17 protein-coding genes are annotated in these 19121 nt (G+C 38.5%); 1 reads left to right on the top strand and 16 read right to left on the bottom strand.

The window, feature by feature from the left end:
• Positions 1-6: 6 nt before the first annotated feature.
• The 8 genes from smc to BIV20_RS04930 all read right to left on the bottom strand — a co-directional run bounded on the left by smc (position 7) and on the right by BIV20_RS04930 (position 8597).
• Entirely contained in the window at positions 7-3567 is a 3561-nt protein-coding gene (smc, locus tag BIV20_RS04965; protein ID WP_075718660.1) for a chromosome segregation protein SMC, read from the bottom strand.
• 11 nt (positions 3568-3578) lie between these two features.
• Entirely contained in the window at positions 3579-4274 is a 696-nt protein-coding gene (gene rnc / locus BIV20_RS04960; RefSeq protein WP_075718658.1) for a ribonuclease III, read from the bottom strand.
• 122 nt (positions 4275-4396) lie between these two features.
• A complete protein-coding gene (acpP, locus tag BIV20_RS04955) occupies positions 4397-4627 on the bottom strand; it encodes an acyl carrier protein (RefSeq protein WP_075718656.1) in 231 nt (76 codons plus the stop codon).
• Between the two features lie 12 nt (positions 4628-4639).
• Entirely contained in the window at positions 4640-5662 is a 1023-nt protein-coding gene (plsX, locus tag BIV20_RS04950; RefSeq protein ID WP_075718654.1) for a phosphate acyltransferase PlsX, read from the bottom strand.
• 128 nt (positions 5663-5790) lie between these two features.
• On the bottom strand, positions 5791-6441 hold the full coding sequence (locus BIV20_RS04945) for a YesL family protein (RefSeq protein ID WP_075718652.1): 651 nt from the start codon (positions 6439-6441) through the stop codon (positions 5791-5793).
• Positions 6442-6613: 172 nt separating this feature from the next.
• The gene (gene rpmF / locus BIV20_RS04940) at positions 6614-6793 is read right to left on the bottom strand and encodes a 50S ribosomal protein L32 (protein WP_075718650.1); all 180 of its coding nucleotides are present in this window, start codon (positions 6791-6793) and stop codon (positions 6614-6616) included.
• A 2-nt stretch (positions 6794-6795) separates the two neighbouring features.
• The gene (locus BIV20_RS04935; protein WP_192848867.1) at positions 6796-7317 is read right to left on the bottom strand and encodes a YceD family protein; all 522 of its coding nucleotides are present in this window, start codon (positions 7315-7317) and stop codon (positions 6796-6798) included.
• Positions 7318-7397: 80 nt separating this feature from the next.
• Positions 7398-8597 carry an acetate/propionate family kinase gene (locus tag BIV20_RS04930; RefSeq protein WP_075718648.1) on the bottom strand — a complete coding sequence of 400 codons (1200 nt, stop codon included), beginning with the start codon at positions 8595-8597 and terminating at the stop codon, positions 7398-7400.
• A 206-nt stretch (positions 8598-8803) separates the two neighbouring features.
• On the opposite strand from BIV20_RS04930, the gene BIV20_RS04925 reads away from it, so the two are divergent.
• The gene (locus BIV20_RS04925; protein ID WP_075718646.1) at positions 8804-10063 is read left to right on the top strand and encodes a nucleotidyltransferase; all 1260 of its coding nucleotides are present in this window, start codon (positions 8804-8806) and stop codon (positions 10061-10063) included.
• A 59-nt stretch (positions 10064-10122) separates the two neighbouring features.
• Here BIV20_RS04925 and BIV20_RS04920 read toward each other — a convergent pair whose 3' ends face one another.
• The 8 genes from BIV20_RS04920 to BIV20_RS04885 form a co-directional block, all read right to left on the bottom strand.
• On the bottom strand, positions 10123-11301 hold the full coding sequence (locus BIV20_RS04920) for a phosphoribosylaminoimidazolecarboxamide formyltransferase (RefSeq protein ID WP_075718644.1): 1179 nt from the start codon (positions 11299-11301) through the stop codon (positions 10123-10125).
• A 25-nt stretch (positions 11302-11326) separates the two neighbouring features.
• Positions 11327-12040, bottom strand: coding sequence for an IMP cyclohydrolase (locus BIV20_RS04915; RefSeq protein WP_075718642.1), 714 nt, complete (start codon positions 12038-12040; stop codon positions 11327-11329).
• A gap of 173 nt (positions 12041-12213) precedes the next feature.
• The gene (locus tag BIV20_RS04910; RefSeq protein WP_075718640.1) at positions 12214-13155 is read right to left on the bottom strand and encodes a chemotaxis protein; all 942 of its coding nucleotides are present in this window, start codon (positions 13153-13155) and stop codon (positions 12214-12216) included.
• A 154-nt stretch (positions 13156-13309) separates the two neighbouring features.
• Positions 13310-14026 (bottom strand): hypothetical protein, encoded by a 717-nt coding sequence (locus BIV20_RS04905; RefSeq protein ID WP_075718638.1) that lies wholly within the window; start codon positions 14024-14026, stop codon positions 13310-13312.
• Between the two features lie 78 nt (positions 14027-14104).
• On the bottom strand, positions 14105-15577 hold the full coding sequence (locus tag BIV20_RS04900) for a sensor histidine kinase (protein WP_075718636.1): 1473 nt from the start codon (positions 15575-15577) through the stop codon (positions 14105-14107).
• Positions 15574-16254 (bottom strand): response regulator transcription factor, encoded by a 681-nt coding sequence (locus BIV20_RS04895; RefSeq protein ID WP_075718634.1) that lies wholly within the window; start codon positions 16252-16254, stop codon positions 15574-15576. Before BIV20_RS04895 ends, BIV20_RS04900 begins: the two co-directional genes overlap by 4 nt.
• Before the next feature lie 68 nt (positions 16255-16322).
• A complete protein-coding gene (locus tag BIV20_RS04890; protein WP_075719194.1) occupies positions 16323-16889 on the bottom strand; it encodes a hypothetical protein in 567 nt (188 codons plus the stop codon).
• Between the two features lie 13 nt (positions 16890-16902).
• Positions 16903-18993 (bottom strand): PTS sugar transporter subunit IIC/EAL domain-containing protein, encoded by a 2091-nt coding sequence (locus BIV20_RS04885; RefSeq protein ID WP_075718632.1) that lies wholly within the window; start codon positions 18991-18993, stop codon positions 16903-16905.
• Between the last annotated feature and the right edge of the window lie 128 nt (positions 18994-19121).

Here is a 19121-nt window from a genome sequence, read left to right as displayed (position 1 = left end):
ACCTCTCTACTTGTCCAGTTCTTCCTCTATTAAATTTACAGAAACTAATGTGGAAACACCCTTTTCCTGCATGGTAATACCGTATAAACGGTCTGCCGCCGCCATGGTTCCCCTTCTATGGGTAATCACAATGAACTGGGTATTTTTTGTCAGCTTATGTAAATAGTTTGCAAATCTTCCTACATTGGAATCATCCAGTGCCGCCTCAATTTCGTCCAATAAACAGAATGGAGATGGCTTCAAGTTCTGAATGGCAAACAACAGCGAAATGGCCGTTAAAGACTTCTCTCCACCGGAAAGTTGCATCATGTTCTGAAGCTTCTTTCCAGGCGGCTGTGCAATAATACGGATACCACATTCCAGAATATCCTCACCTTCTACCAGTTCCAACGTACCTTTTCCACCGCCGAACAACTCTTTAAATACCTTATCAAACTCTATCTGGATCTCTCGGAACTTCTCCATAAACTGTTTACGCATTCCCGTATCCAGTTCCTCTATAATATCCAGCAATGTTCGTTCTGCCGTTACCAGATCATCATGTTGGGTCTTCATGAAAGTATATCGTTCTGACAGATTCTTGTAATCCTCAATGGCATTCACATTAACATCACCCAGTTTTCGGATATCATCCTTAATCTGCGCAATCTGCTTTTTCATCTCTGCCAGATTATCGTATTCCTCATTCCTCAGTTCCAGTGCATTATGACGAGTCAATTCATATTCTTCCCACATATAGTTCGTCTGGTTTTCGATAGATTCATTCAACTTCTCTTTCTGGCTGTTCAAACGGAAAGACTCCTTGTCCAAATCATTGATACGTTTAGACAACTCTTCTTGTTTCTGGAAGAAGCCTTTGTACTTAACGGACATCTCTTCTCTTTCCTTCTGGCTATCAGAAAGCTTCTGTTCCAACTCACCATGGGCAGAATCGGAAGCTTCCATGGTCTTTTTTATCTCTTCGATATCATGGTACTTCTTATCTACATCTGCCTGAGAATCCAGTTTTTCCTGCTCTGCCTGCTTTAATTCATCATCCAATTTTTGAATCTCCGCCTGCACACGGGAAATATTCTCCTGAATAAATTCTGCCTTTTGCACAAGATTTGCTTCTTCTAACTGTACACGAGATACATCTTTCTGGCTCTCTTCTGCAAGCTTATTCTGTTCTTCTAAAATCTTCTGGAAATTGCCACTTTCCTCTTCAATTTCCTTTTCCCGCTTATCTGCTTGAAGAATCTCTTCCTGAATCAGCTGACGGTTCTGGGTAATCTCAGATAATTGTTCTTCAATCTCCTTGCTTTCCTTTATCAGTCCGCTATACTGACCGTCATTTTCTTCCTTCTGTTCTTTTGCACGTTCCATATTCAGCTTCGCTGTATTGGAATTTAGCATCGCCTGTTTCAAATCCTCCCGCAGTTGTTCCAAATCTTCCTTCAACAACTCTCTTGCGGTCGCAATTTCTTCCATACGATTCCTATATTTCGCAATATTTTCCTTCAACTGGGCCACGTTTTTTTCCAGCTCTTCAATTTCTCTTTTTCTTCCCAGAAGATTGCTGGTATTCTTAAAAGCTCCACCGGTCATGGAACCACCCGGGCTTAAGGATTCACCTTCCAATGTTACAATACGCAGTGTATACTGATACTTTCTTGCTAATGCAACTGCATGGTCAATGGTATCTACCACATAAGTTCTGCCTAAAAGATGACTCTTTAATCCATTGTACTTGCTCTCTGCCTGTACCAAGTCACTTCCAATTCCAATAACTCCCTGCTCCTTTAAAGCATTCTCATTAATCTGTGGCTGTTTCTTTCCAACACTGGTCAACGGAAGAAATGTAGCTCTTCCGTATCGGTTCTGTTTCAGATACTGAATCATTCGTTTTGCAGTATCTTCGTCACTGGTAACAATATTCTGAATGCTTCCACCTAAAGCAGTCTCAATCGCTGTTTCATACTTTTTCTCTACCTTTATGATGTCAGCAACCACACCTAAGATTCCGTTTTCCTTTTCCTTCTGCTCCATCACACGACGAATGGAATTACCATAACCATCGTATCGTTCTGCGATATTCACCAAGGATTCCAGTCTGGACTGTTCTCTATGATAGCGTGTAGTGTCCTGCTCCAGAGCATTTTTTACTTCTTCCTGTTTCGTCTGCCATTCTCGTCGGCTGTTTTCTAACTTCTGTTCTTTCTCAATCAGACCGGTATACTCTGCCTTTGCCTCTTCGTAACGTTTCTCGCATTCCTCCACCACAGCCTGAAGTTCTTCTTCTTCGCTCTTTTGCTCTAATAAACGCTTACTCAGCTGTGCTTTTCGGATATTGACCTGCTCCTGCATGGTATCATAGCGTTGTTGTCTTGCCTTGGTAGAAGCCTTATTATTCAAAAGTTCAATAATTTCATTCTTGCCTTCTTCTATCCCTCTGGTACAGCGCTCAATCTCATCTTGAATCTTCTGAAAATGTTCCATAACTTTGGCTTTTTCATCTGCCATTGCCTGCATCTGCACATCCAGTTCTGATTTATCCTTTTCATAAGCTGCTTTTTGTTCCTGACGTTGGCCCTTATCCCGATTGATAGCCTCCTGCCTGCTACGGAAATGCTCTTCACTCTGTTCTGCTGTATGAATCTGTTCCTTTAAAACATTAATCTGGCCTTCCAGCTTTCCCTTTAAAACAGTGGTATTTCCAATTTCCTCCCGTAAAGCAGCAATTCTTTCATCCGCCGCCTCCATATCCTGTTCCATTTGCTCATATTCAGCCTTGATATTGGTATAAGAACGGTTGGATTCCTCTAGGTCTTTTTCCACAATTCCCACGTTTTCTTCCACGGTTTTCAACTGTTCTTCCATCCGTTCCATTTCCATTAGGAACATATTTACATCATAAGTCTTTAACTCTTCTTTTTTCTTTAAGTAAATCTTTGCCTTTTCCGACTGTCGCTCTAATGGTCCAACCTGTTTTTCTAATTCTGACAAAATGTCGTTTACACGTACCAGATTCTGGCGTTCATCCTCTAGCTTTTTCTGAGCTGTGGCTTTTCTCCGCTTATATTTTACAATTCCTGCCGCTTCATCAAAAAGTTCTCGACGTTCCTCAGGTTTTCCACTTAAGATTCGCTCAATTTGTCCCTGACCGATAATGGAATACCCTTCCTTACCAATTCCAGTATCGTAGAAAAGCTCATTTACATCCTTCAAACGACATGCTGTTCCATTAATCAGATATTCACTTTCTCCGGAACGATACACCCTTCTCGCCACCGTAACCTCATTATAGTCAATATTGAGAGAACGGTCTGCATTATCAAGGGTAATCGCTACATATGCATAACTTAAGGGTTTACGATTCTCTGTCCCGGAAAAAATAACATCCTGCATACTGGCACCACGCAATTGTTTTGCCCTCTGCTCTCCCAATACCCAACGAACCGCATCCGCTACGTTACTCTTTCCACTTCCGTTTGGTCCCACAATACCAGTAATCCCATTGTGAAATTCAAACACAATTTTATTAGCAAAGGACTTAAATCCATGTACCTCTATACTTTTTAAATACATAACTCCTCCTGTCAGGAACTACTTTCCTGCTTTTTCAATTCTAAAAGAGTGTGATAAGCTGCCTCCTGCTCTGCACTCTTTTTTGTTCTGCCTGTTCCCTGACCATAAACTACTTCACCTATTCTGGCTTCTACTACAAACTTTTTATCGTGGTCCGGCCCTTCTTCATGAATCAAACGATAACTCAATTCTCCTTCTTCTTTTGCCTGCACTACTTCTTGCAGGATAGTCTTGCTATCGAAAAAGAGTTGTTTATGTTCAATATCATTTAAAATAAAACGGTTGATAAACTCTTTTGCACTAGCAAAACCACCATCCAGGTAAATTGCCCCTATAACAGCCTCCATTGCATCAGAAAGAATAGACTTACGTTCTCTTCCTCCCGTCATATCCTCGCCCTTTCCCAGCAAAAGATATTTTCCCAATTCCAGTTCTCTGGTACAAAATGCAAGTGTTGGTTCACATACCATACTTGCCCGCAATCTGGTAAGTTCTCCTTCCGGATGTTTCGGATACTTATGAAACAGAAACTCACTGCTTACAATTTCCAATACTGCATCTCCCAGAAATTCTAATCTCTCATTATCTGCCAGTTTTCCCATATGGCGTTCATTTGCATATGAACTATGTGTCAAAGCCTGCCTCAACAGTTTCTCATCGGAAAACTCATAGCCGATTCGCTTTTCAAATTCTTTTAGTAAACTCATATTTTTCCTTTCCTGTGTATATGTTCGCAATATATGACGAAAAGGGTAGCCTGAAAAAACGTATATTGCACGTTCTTTCAGACACCCTTGTTCCTCTTTTACCGTATACAGTTAAATGCTTCTTAATTCATTGCATTTTTAATCTGTTCTACTGCATCGCCAACGGTAACAATTTTCTCTGCTTCTTCGTTTGCGATTTCGATGTCAAATTCTTCTTCTAATCCCATGATAATCTGGAAAATATCCAGAGAATCTGCTCCTAAATCATCTACAAATGTAGTGTCCATTGTGATTTCCTCTACGTCTACATTTAATACTTCTGCAATGATTTTCTTTAACTTTTCAAATTCCATGATAATTCCTTTCTACTCCTCTTCCATGGGAGATGTTCCAATATTCTTTCTTATTTTTTCGTTAATTTCCTGTTCCTTAAAGGTAACACATTGGATAATTGAAGTACATACTTCTTTGGCCTTTGAATTTCCGTGAGTCTTAACCACCAATCCATTTAAGCCTAACAATGGTGCTCCACCATATTCAGATGCATCGAAAGACTTTAATGTCTTCTTCAGCGCAGGTTTTACCAGTAGGGCTCCTATCTTACTTCTTAAGGTAGTCATCATTCCCTGTTTTACTTTACTAACCAGCGTTGATCCTACACCTTCATAAAGCTTTAAGATTACGTTTCCCACAAATGCCTCACAGACAATAACATCCGCTTCACCATGTGGAATCTCTCTTGCCTCGATACTTCCTACAAAGTTAATATCAGGACAATTTTTAAGCAGTGGGAATGTTTCCTTTACAAGAGCATTTCCCTTCTCTTCTTCTGCACCGATGTTAACAATGGCAACCTTGGGATTCTTAACTCCCATAACATTTTCCATATAAATGGAACCCATTTTGGCAAATTGTACCAGATGTGACGCTCTCGCGTCTACATTCGCCCCACAGTCAATTAACAAGGATACTCCCTTTTCCGTTGGAATAAGTGGTGCCAGCGGTGGACGTTCTACGCCCTTGATTCTTCCTACAATGACTTGTCCGCCTACCAATATTGCCCCGGAACTTCCTGCGGATACGAAGGCATCTGCCTCCTGTTGTTTTACCATATTCATTCCTATCACGATTGATGACTGTTTTTTCTTTCGAATTGCCATAACCGGAGGCTCTGCTGTCTCAATGACTTCATCTGCATGAACCACTTCAATCTGAGAACCCGTGTAGGAATTTTTCGCCAATTCTTCCTTCACCACATCCTGCTGACCTACAAGATATACCTTGATGTCCTGACGCAGTGTAACAGCTTCAATGGCGCCTTTCACAATTTCTGCCGGTGCATTATCTCCACCCATGGCATCTACTGCTACTTTTATCGTTTCCTGCATGAAATTTCCTCCTTACGGTCCTTGAAAAAGAACTTCCTTACGGAACTATATTTCCTTTTCAACGGATGCCTACTAATGAATATACTATAACTATATAGAGAAATCAATATAAAAAATCAGTTTTAAAATCAGTTTTTATATTCCCGATTCCGCTCCTTCTCTGCTTCCTTATCTTCCTCGCTCATATACTTCCAGAAAATTTTCTCTAAAATGAGGGATTCCAACAATGTAAACAATCCCGGAACAAAAAATATAGATATCGGCGCCACATACATAAGAAATAAACCTGCAAGTGTCAATACAATCAGTACCACCGTCCACGGAAGATGTATCAACATAATTAATAATGCATTTTTCATAGATTGTTTTCTAGTATTCTCAAATCTTGCCATATATGCCAAAAGATAAAGCATCCATGCCACCAAAAATGCTCCCATAATTAAAAAAACAACAACAAGGGCACCTAGCTTGCTTCCATTTTCACTCCAAGCATTCATAATATGAATATCTAATCCAAGCAAACCAGAAAGCGCTAACACTAAAAGCCATATAGGTATTGTCTGTTTAAAATTATTCTTAAAGGCCAACATATATTCTTTAAAAATATATCCTCTGTCATTTCTGATTACTTTATTCACAGTATAATATAATGCTGTAGCTGCGGTTCCCATGGTGAATATAGGAAAAGAACAGACAATAAACAGAATACTCAAACAAATAATATCTATTATCTTCCCCAATGTTCTCACAAGCTCCCCGTCCATATTAAATATTCCCATTTCTCTATTCCTTTCTTATGTAAATTCTATTACATATTGTCCACTATCCACGCCCAAAAGTCAATGTATCATTTTATTAAAAGTTTATAAAGCGCATCCTTAGCGGAGCGCTTTTTATATTCTAGGAAATAAAAAAGGACCGTTATTACTAACGGTCCTTTACTGCTTGTTATTAGTCCTGAGGAATAATCTCTTTTTTATTATAGCTTCCACAGTTCTTGCAAACTCTATGAGGCATCATTAATTCGCCACACTTGCTGCATTTTACTAATGTTGGAGCAGTCATTTTCCAGTTTGCTCTTCTCTGATCTCTTCTTCCTTTGGAAGATTTATTTTTTGGACATATAGACATGGTCACACCTCCTTAAATTTGTTAAAAATATCCTGGATTGCTGCCATTCTTGGATCCGGTTCTGTTTTCTGGCACTGACACTCTGTGACATTCAGATTGGCTCCGCACCGTTTGCAAATACCCTTGCAATCTTCTTTACACAGAACCTTCATCGGCCAACTCACCAAAATTTCTCCAAAAATAAGTTTATCTACATCCAGATTGGTACCTACCATATAATCTGTCTCATCCATGCGTTTCTCTTCGTTCTGATTAGTAAGGTCTAATTCCTTATCAATCAAAATGTGAAACTCCTTGTCTACATCAGTCAGACAACGGTCACACGGAATCGCAATTGTAACATCAGCTTCCCCGCGAATAAACAACCGTTTATTCTCTTCGTTGGTAAACTTCAGTACAAAAGGTGCTTTCTTCACGATGGGAAACTCTCCCAGTCTTGAGTTAAAAGACATTAATTCAATTTCTACCTGTTTCGACACTTCCTTATTCTCACAGGAAATAATGTCTGCTAATTCTACTATCATGGCAGTCTCCTATCCACACTCGATATATTATACATATCTAAATTCCATTTGTCAATGATAATTTTCTATTTTATGACAAGCTATTTTGTAACTAATGCTACCGTCTCTCTTGCAATTGCAAGTTCTTCATTTGTAGGAATACACATTACGGTTACTTTAGAATCTGCTGCTGAAATGATACGTTCTTCGCCTTCTACTTTATTTGCCTCTTCATCCATCTTTAATCCAAGATATCCTAAGTAGTTACAAATTTTAGAACGAATACCACCGGCATTTTCACCAATTCCGGCAGTAAAGCAGATAACATCCACACCGTTCATAGCTGCTGTATAAGCACCGATATATTTTGCAATATGATAGCAGAATGCTTCTAATGCACGAATTCCTTCCGGCTTTCCTTCTTCTGCTGCAGATCTTACATCACGCAAATCACTGGAAATATGAGATAATCCCTCTAATCCGGACTTTTTATTCAATATCTGTACAACCTGCTCCAAGTTCAAATTTTCCTTCTTTGCCAGATATTCCATTGCTCCCGGATCAATATTTCCGGAACGTGTTCCCATGATTAAACCTTCCAATGGTGTAAGTCCCATAGATGTATCTACAGATTTTCCATTTTCTACTGCACACACAGATGCACCATTTCCTAAATGACATACAATCGTCTTTACCTGATCATATGGTTTTCCTAACATTTCAGCGGCTCTTTTAGAAACATAGCTGTGGGAAGTTCCATGGAAACCGTATCTTCTAATCTTATATTTCTCATAATAGTCATAATCAATACCATAAAGATATGCTTTTTCCGGCATGGTCTGATGAAATGCAGTATCAAATACTCCGACCATTGGTACATTCGGCATCAATTCCTGACATGCACGGATTCCAATTAAGTTTGCCGGATTGTGAAGCGGTGCAAGATCATTACACTCTTCTACTGCCTTTAAAACTTCCTCATTTAAAATAGTGGAAGAAGCGAACTTTTCTCCACCATGTACTACTCTGTGTCCTACTGCTCCGATTTCAGATAAATCCTTTAACACTCCGGTCTTTGGATTCACAATTGCATCCAGAACTAACTGAATTGCCTGCTTATGTGTAGGCATTGCTACTTCTGAAACTTCCTTTTCTCCACCATTCTTCTTATTCTGGTAAACCAGTCTTCCATCAATTCCAATTCTCTCGCAAAGTCCCTTTGCCAGAACTTCCTCTGTTTCAGAATCAATAACCTGATATTTCAGGGAAGAACTTCCGCAATTGATTACTAATACGTTCATTGTCGTTTCTCCTTTTCTCAAACAATACAAAATAGCGACGTTTCCACCATCGCTATTGCTAATTATTATATTTATTATAAACCAATCCTATCTTGTATACAATAGCATTTTTGTACAAATTTCCGTGCTTTTTTATTTTCTTGATAATTTCTAAAAAAACACATATAATTTAGTTATTATGTAGCTATTTGGAGGTAGCATTATTAATGAACGTATTAGGAATCATTGCAGAATATAACCCATTTCATTATGGTCACGCTTATCAGATAAAAACCTTAAAAAAACAAACAAACGCAGACTACGTTATCATTGCTATGAGTGGAAATTTTGTTCAACGGGGCGCACCTGCCTTGCTTGAAAAATATACCCGCGCTCATATGGCACTAAAGGGTGGTGCAGACCTGGTATTAGAACTTCCGGTATTATACGCTTCTGCCAGTGCCGAGTATTTTGCCAAAGGCGGTGTCTCTCTCCTTCATAATACAGGAGTTGTCACTCATCTTGGATTCGGTACAGAGAACGATAATCTTTCCATTCTTCAAAAGATTTCCGATATTCTGCTGAAAAATCCTCTAGCATTTCAAGAACATCTCCAACAAGAATTAAAAAACGGACTTTCCTTTCCCGCTGCCCGCGCTAAGGCATTGGAAACTGTTTTTTCTGTCACAGAATCGGATGATGCTACTGAAGTAAATCATATTTTGGCTTCGCCAAATAATATTTTAGCTATTGAATATTTAAAAGCTTTGGCTTCCCTTTCCTCTTCCATCCAACCTGTTCCTCTTTTACGCAAAGGAAAGGGATATCATGACACAGAGATGTCAGAGGGTTTCTGCTCAGCTTCCGCCATTCGCAAACATCTGCATGATTTAAACACTGATTCTGCAGATAGGAATTTGGAACACTCCACTATGCCGGAATACAGTTTTGAGCTACTAACCCAATATCCACATACCTTGCTATTTGAAGATGATTTTTCCCAATTAGTACATTATAAACTTCTAACAGAATCCCCGGATGCACTTGCCACTTATGCCGACAGTTCTCCAGAACTAGCAAACCGTATGTATCGCGCCAGACATTCCTTTACCTCATGGTCCCAATTCTGTGAACTTTTAAAAACAAAGAACACCACATATACCAGAATCAGCCGTCTGTTGCTACATCTGATATTAAATATAAAAAGTACTGATTATGGATTTCTAAAAACAGACACACTCACTCCCTACTTTAAATTACTAGGTTTTCGTAAGTCTGCCGCTCCTCTGCTTTCTTCGTTCAAAGAAACCGGAAAGGCTCCTCTCATTACCAATATTTCCGATGCAGAGAACCAATTATCAGCTGATGCTCGTTCTCTTCTCCAGCTGGATATTACCGCTTCCGACTTATATCATCTGGCTTTAACCGCCAAAGGCAATCAACCACCACTCAATGACTATCGACATCCACTGGTAATAATTCCGTAATATTCTAAAGGGCGTTACACCAAACCTTGGTGTAACGCCCTTTTTTCATCATTATTTTCTTAGTGATGGAACAAACGAATTCCTGTAAAGCACATTGCCATATTGTATTTATTACATGTATCAATAACATTATCATCACGAATAGATCCGCCCGGTTCTGCCACATACTTCACACCACTCTTATGAGCGCGTTCAATATTATCGCCGAATGGGAAGAATGCATCAGAGCCAAGTGCCACATCTGTCATCTGATCTAACCATGCACGCTTTTCTTCTCTGGTAAATACCTCTGGTTTTACCTTAAAGATTTTCTCCCATGCACCATCTGCCAATACGTCCATATAATCATCACCAATATAAAGGTCAATGGAATTATCACGGTCAGCTCTTCCGATTCCGTCTACGAACTGTAATCCAAGTACCTTTGGAGACTGACGTAAGAACCAGTTATCTGCCTTCTGTCCTGCAAGACGAGTACAATGGATTCTGGACTGCTGTCCGGCACCGATTCCAATTGCCTGTCCACCCTTTGCATAACAGACTGAATTAGACTGAGTATACTTCAACGTAATCATTGCAATTGCAAGGTCAATTTTTGCAGATTCCGGAATTTCCTTATTTTCTGTTACAATATTATCAAAGAAATCCTTATCAATCTTCAGTTCGTTTCTTCCCTGTTCAAAGCTGATACCAAATACTTCTTTATGCTCAATTGGAGCCGGTACATAATTTGGGTCAATTTCAATAATATTATAATTTCCCTTCTTTTTCGCCTTTAAAATTTCAAGCGCTTCCGGTTCATATCCCGGTGCAATAACACCATCAGAAACCTCGCGTTTAATAATTTTAGCTGTTGCCACATCACAGACATCAGATAAAGAAATGAAATCTCCAAAGGAAGACATACGGTCTGCACCTCTGGCTCTTGCATATGCATTAGCAAGCGGTGTAAACTCTATATCCATATCATCTACCCAATAGATTTTCTTTTCCACATCAGTAAGAGGAAGTCCTACTGCTGCACCTGCCGGTGATACATGCTTAAAGGATGTTGCTGCCGGAAGTCCGGTTGCCTGCTTTAATTCCTTTACCAACTGCCATCCATTAAATGCATCCAAAAAATTGATATATCCTGGTTTACCACTTAATACTTTAATAGGAAGCTCGCCATTCTCCATATAAATTCTGGATGGCTTCTGATTCGGATTACATCCATATTTTAACTCTAATTCTTTCATGTTTTCCTCCATGCTCCAACACAATTTATTTATTCTTATTTACGATTCTGGTCTCGTATTTTCCTGTCTCAATTTCAATATATCTTACAAAAAGAGATACCTTATTATCTTCATTCAAGCTATTCCATACCTTTTCTGTAAAACTATCAATATCACCTTCCAGTGCTACAAGCTTCGGTTCTCCTTCGAAACTTGGCAATGGATTACCATCTCCCATATAGGTATGAATAAAATGTCCTTCTCCCGCTACCGGATTCTCATAAGCAAATGTATAACGATTGCAAGCATCCGGATTACCGTTGTTACTCTTCAAAATAGACATTGCATAATTATATGCTCCATTCTCCACATGCATAATACCAGAGATACGAGGGGTATAATTCGGCGCATCCGGTTCAAACTCACGGGTACGAAGTGCCTGTTCAAAAGTCTGCTGCTTATCCATCAACTCATAAATAGTATCTGTCTGATCTCCATTAGTAACAATTGTCTTGTTGCCCAACACTCTTACAGGAGCATAAATAATCAGACTTGGATCGCTCAGCTTAGACGGGTCAAATGCCTGTGTACGGATTCCTTCCCCATCCTCTACAAATACACGATTTCTGCTATTTTCACTTCTTCCCATAATAAAATAAGCGGTAACAGCGTACTTTCCATCCGTTGATTTACCGATTACAATTCCTCTTCCAGGATAAGAATTTCCTTTTAATTCAGTTTCCAATGACAACATGTTCATTCCTGACATCCTCCTTCGATATGGTATTACATCTTTTTTATTGTAACATGGGTTTTTGCCTGTGACAAGGAGCGGAGCATATAAGTGATATTAAAAAATTTACTGTATTTTATAAGTTTACTTAATAAAAAGGAGACTCCGACTTCTCATCAGAATCTCCTTCTATCTATAGACTATGCAATATTACTCTTAGCCGCCTTTGCTGCTAATTTATTTTCTCTCTCATCCAAAAGCTTATCGATAGCATCTACCAGCTTTCCTATCTCCGGCTTTGTAAGCTGTGCATCTGCACCAAGTGCTTCTCCCTTTCTTCGTAAATCTTCATTTACCATTGATGAGAAAATAATCAAAGGAATATGTTTTATATCATCATCTTCCTTTACTAACTTCGTAAGTCTGTGTCCATCCATTCTCGGCATCTCAATATCCGTAATAATTAAATGTACCTTATTGTCCAGAGTACCACTATCACGGAACTCACAAAGCTTATCCCATGCTTCCTGTCCATCCGCACACACTACTAAATGTGTATATCCGGCTTTCTTCAGACAATCTGTAATCAGTTTAGATAACAATGGTGAATCTTCTGCAATCACGATTGGAGATTCACTTCTGTCTCTTTCTCCAATTTCATCCATATCAGATACCTGCAATCCTGTTTCCGGACTAATATCAGTTACAATCTTTTCAAAATCAAGAATTACAATCAAACGATCCTCTAACTTAATAACACCTGTAGATACTCCACTTTCTTCAACATTAATTGTAGAATCCGGCTTAATGATATCTGCCCAAGAAAGTCTGTGAATTCCACAAACTTCATCGACATGAAATGCAATGTTCAACTTATTAAAGTTTGTGATAATAAACAGTCCGTCTTGTTCCATGTTCGGAATTCCAAGACAATTTCTCAAATTAATAACTGTTATCATGGTATCTCTTGGCATAAATATACCTTCCACGCTTGGATGAGCATTTGGAATCGGAGTTACCGGCTGATATGTCAAAATTTCACGAATCTTAGCAACATTAATACCATAATGATTTCCAGCTAAGGTAAATTCCAACACCTCCAGTTCATTTGTTCCATTCTCTAAAAGAATATTTGTATCCATAGTACCTTCTCCTCTCCGGCATCTTACTCATACTGTTTTTATCCGTATTTACATTATTTTTTCTCTGCTCTTTTCAAATATTATAGCATATTATTTTCAAAAAATACACAATATTTTTTACATTTTTTCAAACTTTTTTGTTATTTTGTACTTTTTACATGATGACATTTACAGTTATCCCGTTCACCTGAACATCAGCCTGGATAGATGTAATCTCTGTAGTCTCTCCTACCGGTACTTCAAAGATAAGCACTGCCTCCGTAACTGCCCCTGGTGCCAGACTTGCAGAATATGTAGACAAATCATTCGGAAGCAATGTAACCTCATTCTTGCGTGCTGAAGTTCCATTTAAAGATAATGTGAAGATTGGCTTTTGATTTAATATATCACACATCACCTCTTCGTTCCCTGTGTTAGTAAGATTAAACTTCATTACAAAATATGTTTTTCCCTCTGTAGCCGCCATGGAAAAATAATCACTTTCTTCATAACTGCTGCTTATCTCATACCCAGTGTACTTTATCTCCACTCCTGTAAGTCCAAGTGCTTGGTTCAAACTTACTTCCGGTTCCCCTTCCTGTGCATCCACCGTATCCGCATCCTGCTTCTCCTGGCTTTCCTGCTTCTCCTGTTCGTCCGTCTGTTCGTTCTCTTCCGAAACTGTCATCTCGTCTGTCTCTGTTTCTTCTTTTAAAGCAACAGCGGTCATCCCATCCTGCTGACGCTTATTGAACTTCGCCAGTGTTCCGGCTGAATAATTAACAATTACTGCCTCTTCACTCTCTGTCAATGTAGTCAACTCTTCTCCACAGCCTGTCAGAAGCATCCCTGCTACTATGATGACTGTGCCCTTTTTCATGAATCCTTTCATAGGCCCTCTCCTTTTCTACGCTGTCTTTCATCAAATATACTTTTATTCTACCATTATTTTATCTAAGCCGCAACTATTTTAGCTGTTCTTGCCATCCAATTCAAACCAGAATTCTACCCCGTTTTCATAATTAATAACACCGCATTCTCGATGGAAGGAATCCATAATTGCCTTTACAATGGAAAGTCCAATTCCATTCCCACCATATTCTCTGGTTCTTGCCTTATCTACCTTGTAAAACTTCTCCCATATATGTTCTATGTCAGACTCAGGAATTGGATTTCCTGTATTAAATACTCCTACTCTTACAATATCATTCTCTTGTTTTACCGTAATGTGAATCTTTTTTTCACCAGAAGCATAATGAATCGCATTGCTGATATAGTTTGTCAACACTTGCTCTGTTTTAAATTCATCCGCCCATACATACATCGGCTTTCCTGCGTCTAAAGTTAAGCTAATTCCATTCTGTTCCCTCAAAATTGCTGTGGCATTGATTACTCCTTGTATTAACTCGGTAATATCAAAACGCTCAAATACGACTTGCTCATTTCCGGATTCCAACTGATTTAAGGTCAAAAGATTTTTTACCATTCGATTCATCTTTTCCGCTTCATCCATGATAACCTCACAATAAAACTCCCTACTCTCTGCATCATCATTGATACATTCCTGTAAACCTTCTGCATATCCCTGAATCAATGCAATCGGTGTTTTTAGTTCATGGGACACATTGGAAATGAATTCCTTGCGCATTTCATCAACCTGTTCTTTCTTTTCTATGTCAATTTTCAACTGATTATTGGCACTTTTTAACTCTGATATGGTCTTTTCCAGCGTTTCCGACATCTGATTCATATGCTCGCCCAGAAAATCTATCTCATTCTCTCCCCGGCTCTGGAATTTTGCATCAAAATCCAGATTGGTCATTCTTCTGGAAATTTCTGCCAGTTGCAAAATAGGGTTTGTAATCCTTCTTGTAACAAAATACAAAATAATAGCACACAAAATAACAGCCACTATTCCTACATATGCCAGAAAACGATTGGCGATTCCTACACTTTCCTTAATACTCTCCAACGCAGTTCGTAAAAGAATCTGATTTCCATCCTGCATCGTTCCACACAATACCAAATAATCAGATTTCAACCTGGTATCTGCTGTTTTTTCTATCAGATAATCCTTTGTATTTTCTACTACTACAGCATTCTGGCTTTGGGCGGAAAACATAATATCTAAAAACTGTTCTAACAGCATGTCCTTGTTAGACACATTAGACTGAATAATGGTTCCATTTGAACTAATTACCATCAGTGTAATATTGCTATTGGCACACTGTTTTTCCAACTCAATTTCAAACGATTCTGTATCGCCGTTTCCTTCCGCGTAAGCCTTATCTACCGTCTGAAACGTCTCAATCAGAACATCTTTTTTATGAGAGATATAGTAGTCCTCCAAAAGAGTGGTATTAATAAACCAGCACAGTAAGACTGTGCCGGCTACGATGCTTATCATAATAGTTGTAATTTTTCTGGTTATGGAATGTTTCATTCTTCTACCTCAAACTTATAACCCATTCCCCAAATGGTCTTAATGTATTCTCCCTTACTACCTAATTTACTACGCAATTTTTTTACATGTGTATCAATGGTTCTTGCATCTCCAAAATAATCATAATTCCACACATGGTTCAAAATCTTCTCTCTGGAAAGTGCAATTCCTTTATTTTCTACAAAATAAGTTAATAATTCAAATTCCTTATAACTTAATTCCAGTTCTTTTCCTTCTACTTTTACCTGATGTGCTAAACGGTCAATCGTAATGCCACCGATTTCTAAGACCTCATCCTCCCCTGTCTTACCCGTCCTTCGCAAGATAGCTTCTACACGTGCCACCAGTATTTTCGGACTAAATGGCTTAGATATATATTCATCTGCTCCAATATCAAATCCCAGCAGTTCATCACTCTCTTCTCCCTTGGCAGTCAACATGATAATCGGCACCTTAGAAGTCTCTCTAATCTCTTTACAAACATCCCAACCATTTATCTTAGGCATCATAACATCTAATATTATCAATGCAATTTCCTTATCTGCGTAAAACTTGTCCAGTGCTTCTTCTCCATCTGCCGCTTCCAACACTTCAAAGTTCTGTTTTACCAGAAAATCACTTACTAATTTACGCATCCTGCTCTCATCATCTACTACCAGTATCTTCAATTTTTCCATCTGCTTTCACACCTTCCACTCTCACTTGTTCTACATCATATCATACAAATATGTAAAAACTGTGAAACTTATGGTGTTATTCCGAGTTCCTGCTCCTTTTCTCTTACTGTCTGCTCCCGTTCTTCTAGTTCTTGCTGCCATTGTGCGTATTTATCAACAATCTTATTCTCATAATTTATAATATTAGGATGATTGTTCGTCAACGTAACAACTATCATTCCAATCACCAGAATTACCAAAAACAGATTTATTGCCAGGCTTGTTCTCAATCTTTTCTTTTCCTGCTCTAGTCTTCTCTCCATTTTCCCCTTAAATGCGGTCTTTTCCCTCTTTATATTCCGCACCTCATCTTCATTTGAACGCACCTCCACAGGAATTGGCTCAAGTTCCTTTTCCTGCACACCAGGCACCTTTCGAAGAAAATCTCGTAATTCTTTCAAAAAGCCAATTCCTACCGGCGTCTCAAAAAGTTTTTCTTCCATAAGCTTATGATATAGTTGTAGTACAACTTCCTGATTCTCCATATTGGTATGCTCCTTGATATACCGGACACCATCTGCTTCTCTTTTCGCCTGTTCTGCCAACTTTTCATCTGTAAAATAAAAACCCTCTACCATTCTTCCTTTTTTTTCCATGCTGTTCCCTCGCTTATTTTCTCGCATGATTCTCACATAAATTTTCGATAAACTCCTCCAAAAGCATTGGCTTTCCATACAAGTATCCCTGATAACAGTAGCATCCAAGTTCTTCTAATTTCTGCTTCTGCTCTTCGTTTTCCACAAACTCTGCAATTACGTTTATTCTAAGCTTTCTACCCAATTCTACAATAGACGCTATAATCTTTTGATTCGTCTCGTTTTCCACAATTTGACGCACCAATGAACCATCCAGTTTCACTACATCAAAGTTGTCAGATTGCAAATAAATCAAAGAGGTATGACCCATTCCAAAATCATCAATGAGTAACCTATGTCCCGCCTCTTTTAACTGATGGATTTTTCTGGTTACTATTTCTGAATTGGTTAATACATCCTGTTCTGTAATCTCTAACCACAATTTTTCCGCCGGTACATGACATTCCTCCAATTTTTCTTTTATACACTCTTCCAGCTCCCAATTCAATGAATGCGCCGTAATATTTATGGATATTTTAAAATCCTCTTCACATTTTTCGGAAATCTGTTGAATTGCCTTCACTGCCATATCCACCAATTCACGCTCCAGTTCCGGAAGGATTCCACCCTCTGTTGCCAAATAGATAATAAGTGGTGGATAAATAAATCCATACTCCGGATGCTGCCAGCGAATCAACGCTTCTCCACCAATATATTTTCCTTCACGATTCACTTGTGGCTGATACATCAAATATAATTTTTTATTTTTCAAATCTGCTTTTAATTCCTGAAGCAAGGTTCGTGCTACCATACCGGAATCGTCAATACGCTGAAGAAAATCCGGCTTCTGCCCCTTTTCCTCACATTCCTGAAGTCCTCTTATAAGATTTTGCATCTTTTCTTCCATTTTCAAATCGTATATTTTTTCATACATTTTCAAAAATGGAATATACATTGCAAGTCCAACTATTACAATTACTAATTGTAGTATACTTCCTGCAACTGAATCTGTCGCCATATAGCCACTGAACAGAATTGGCATTGTCCAAGTAATCTCATGAGTAACACAAGGAACCAGTCCAAGTGCAACAGCTCCATAAGATACTACCAACGCCATAATTGGTACACATACAAATGGAATTGCCAGAACCGGATTTAATATAATAGGAATTCCGAAATTCAAAATATCATTTGAATTAAATATTATAGTTGGCAATGCCAGTTTTCCAATATTGCGCATTCTCGTTTTCCGCGCAACAAGAAAAATTCCAATCAAAGCGCAAATAGTCGTTCCACATCCGCCCATTACAACAAAGGTATCGAAAAAGCTCTTGCTGAAAATGATATTTTCACCAACTGCCGAGAAATTATCGATTGCTACTGTTTCCATCATATGGCTTCCATGGAATCCAAGTATCCACAAAACATGTACCAACACAGTATATAACAATGCAGATAAAAAACCATTTCCTATTCCTTCAAATCCACGATATGCAAATCCTGTCAGCAGAGTATATAGATTCTTCTCACCTGATATTGCTGTCACTGCATACTGAATTAAAGCAAAACTTCCAACTGTAATAGTTGCCGGTAAAATACTCTGGATAGCGTTTGCCGGAATTGCCTCCATTCCTACCGTGTATTTCCGAAGCGAAATCCCCTCTATCTTTCTCAACCTATGAAACATGGCACAAGACAATAGCCCTACAATCATAGCCATAAAACAACCTGTATTCCCCAAAATGTCCGTCTGTATTTCTCCATCGACCATCCCAAGTTGTGTTCCAAAGCTAGCGACTGCTACTATCGCATAAAAAAACATCTTATCAATTTCTTCGCCTTTTTCCATTGCATAACTAATACTCAAAGAAATCACAAGACACATAGAAAACATTCCAAATGTTCCCTGATAAATAATTTCTAAAAACTGTGAAATCATCGGAACTCTTTCTTCAATCAGATATCGAAAACTTTCATTGGGAAAATACAAAATTGCATGTGTCATTGTCCCTATTACTAGAATTGGAACCAACATGGTAAGTCCTCTTCTAATCATAGACAGTAAATGACTACTTTCTATTTTATAAAAACTTTTCATCATATGTTTTTTTAATGTCTTCTCCATAGTTTATACTCCATTTTTTCTTCTTGCTAATATATTTACAGGGAATCAAACCCTTCGCAATATTATACCATATCTGCTAAAAAATTTCACTTTTTTCTCTTTTCTTTCTAAATAAAACAAAATAAATT

Origin of the sequence: Roseburia sp. 499, assembly GCF_001940225.2 — a bacterium.
Taxonomy (GTDB): domain Bacteria; phylum Bacillota; class Clostridia; order Lachnospirales; family Lachnospiraceae; genus Petralouisia.
This window is presented reverse-complemented; position numbering and strand designations above follow the sequence as displayed.

Coding starts and splice junctions, on each gene's coding strand:
- BIV20_RS04910 (WP_075718640.1), bottom strand. CDS start 13,155: ATGGATACAAATATTCTTTTAGAGAATGGAACAAATGAACTGGAGGTG.
- rnc (WP_075718658.1), bottom strand. CDS start 4,274: ATGAGTTTACTAAAAGAATTTGAAAAGCGAATCGGCTATGAGTTTTCC.
- BIV20_RS04930 (WP_075718648.1), bottom strand. CDS start 8,597: ATGAACGTATTAGTAATCAATTGCGGAAGTTCTTCCCTGAAATATCAG.
- BIV20_RS04900 (WP_075718636.1), bottom strand. CDS start 15,577: ATGAAACATTCCATAACCAGAAAAATTACAACTATTATGATAAGCATC.
- BIV20_RS04915 (WP_075718642.1), bottom strand. CDS start 12,040: ATGAACATGTTGTCATTGGAAACTGAATTAAAAGGAAATTCTTATCCT.
- BIV20_RS04890 (WP_075719194.1), bottom strand. CDS start 16,889: ATGGAAAAAAAAGGAAGAATGGTAGAGGGTTTTTATTTTACAGATGAA.
- smc (WP_075718660.1), bottom strand. CDS start 3,567: ATGTATTTAAAAAGTATAGAGGTACATGGATTTAAGTCCTTTGCTAAT.
- BIV20_RS04905 (WP_075718638.1), bottom strand. CDS start 14,026: ATGAAAGGATTCATGAAAAAGGGCACAGTCATCATAGTAGCAGGGATG.
- BIV20_RS04920 (WP_075718644.1), bottom strand. CDS start 11,301: ATGAAAGAATTAGAGTTAAAATATGGATGTAATCCGAATCAGAAGCCA.
- BIV20_RS04885 (WP_075718632.1), bottom strand. CDS start 18,993: ATGGAGAAGACATTAAAAAAACATATGATGAAAAGTTTTTATAAAATA.
- BIV20_RS04925 (WP_075718646.1), top strand. CDS start 8,804: ATGAACGTATTAGGAATCATTGCAGAATATAACCCATTTCATTATGGT.
- plsX (WP_075718654.1), bottom strand. CDS start 5,662: ATGCAGGAAACGATAAAAGTAGCAGTAGATGCCATGGGTGGAGATAAT.
- acpP (WP_075718656.1), bottom strand. CDS start 4,627: ATGGAATTTGAAAAGTTAAAGAAAATCATTGCAGAAGTATTAAATGTA.
- BIV20_RS04945 (WP_075718652.1), bottom strand. CDS start 6,441: ATGGGAATATTTAATATGGACGGGGAGCTTGTGAGAACATTGGGGAAG.
- BIV20_RS04895 (WP_075718634.1), bottom strand. CDS start 16,254: ATGGAAAAATTGAAGATACTGGTAGTAGATGATGAGAGCAGGATGCGT.
- rpmF (WP_075718650.1), bottom strand. CDS start 6,793: ATGTCTATATGTCCAAAAAATAAATCTTCCAAAGGAAGAAGAGATCAG.
- BIV20_RS04935 (WP_192848867.1), bottom strand. CDS start 7,317: ATGATAGTAGAATTAGCAGACATTATTTCCTGTGAGAATAAGGAAGTG.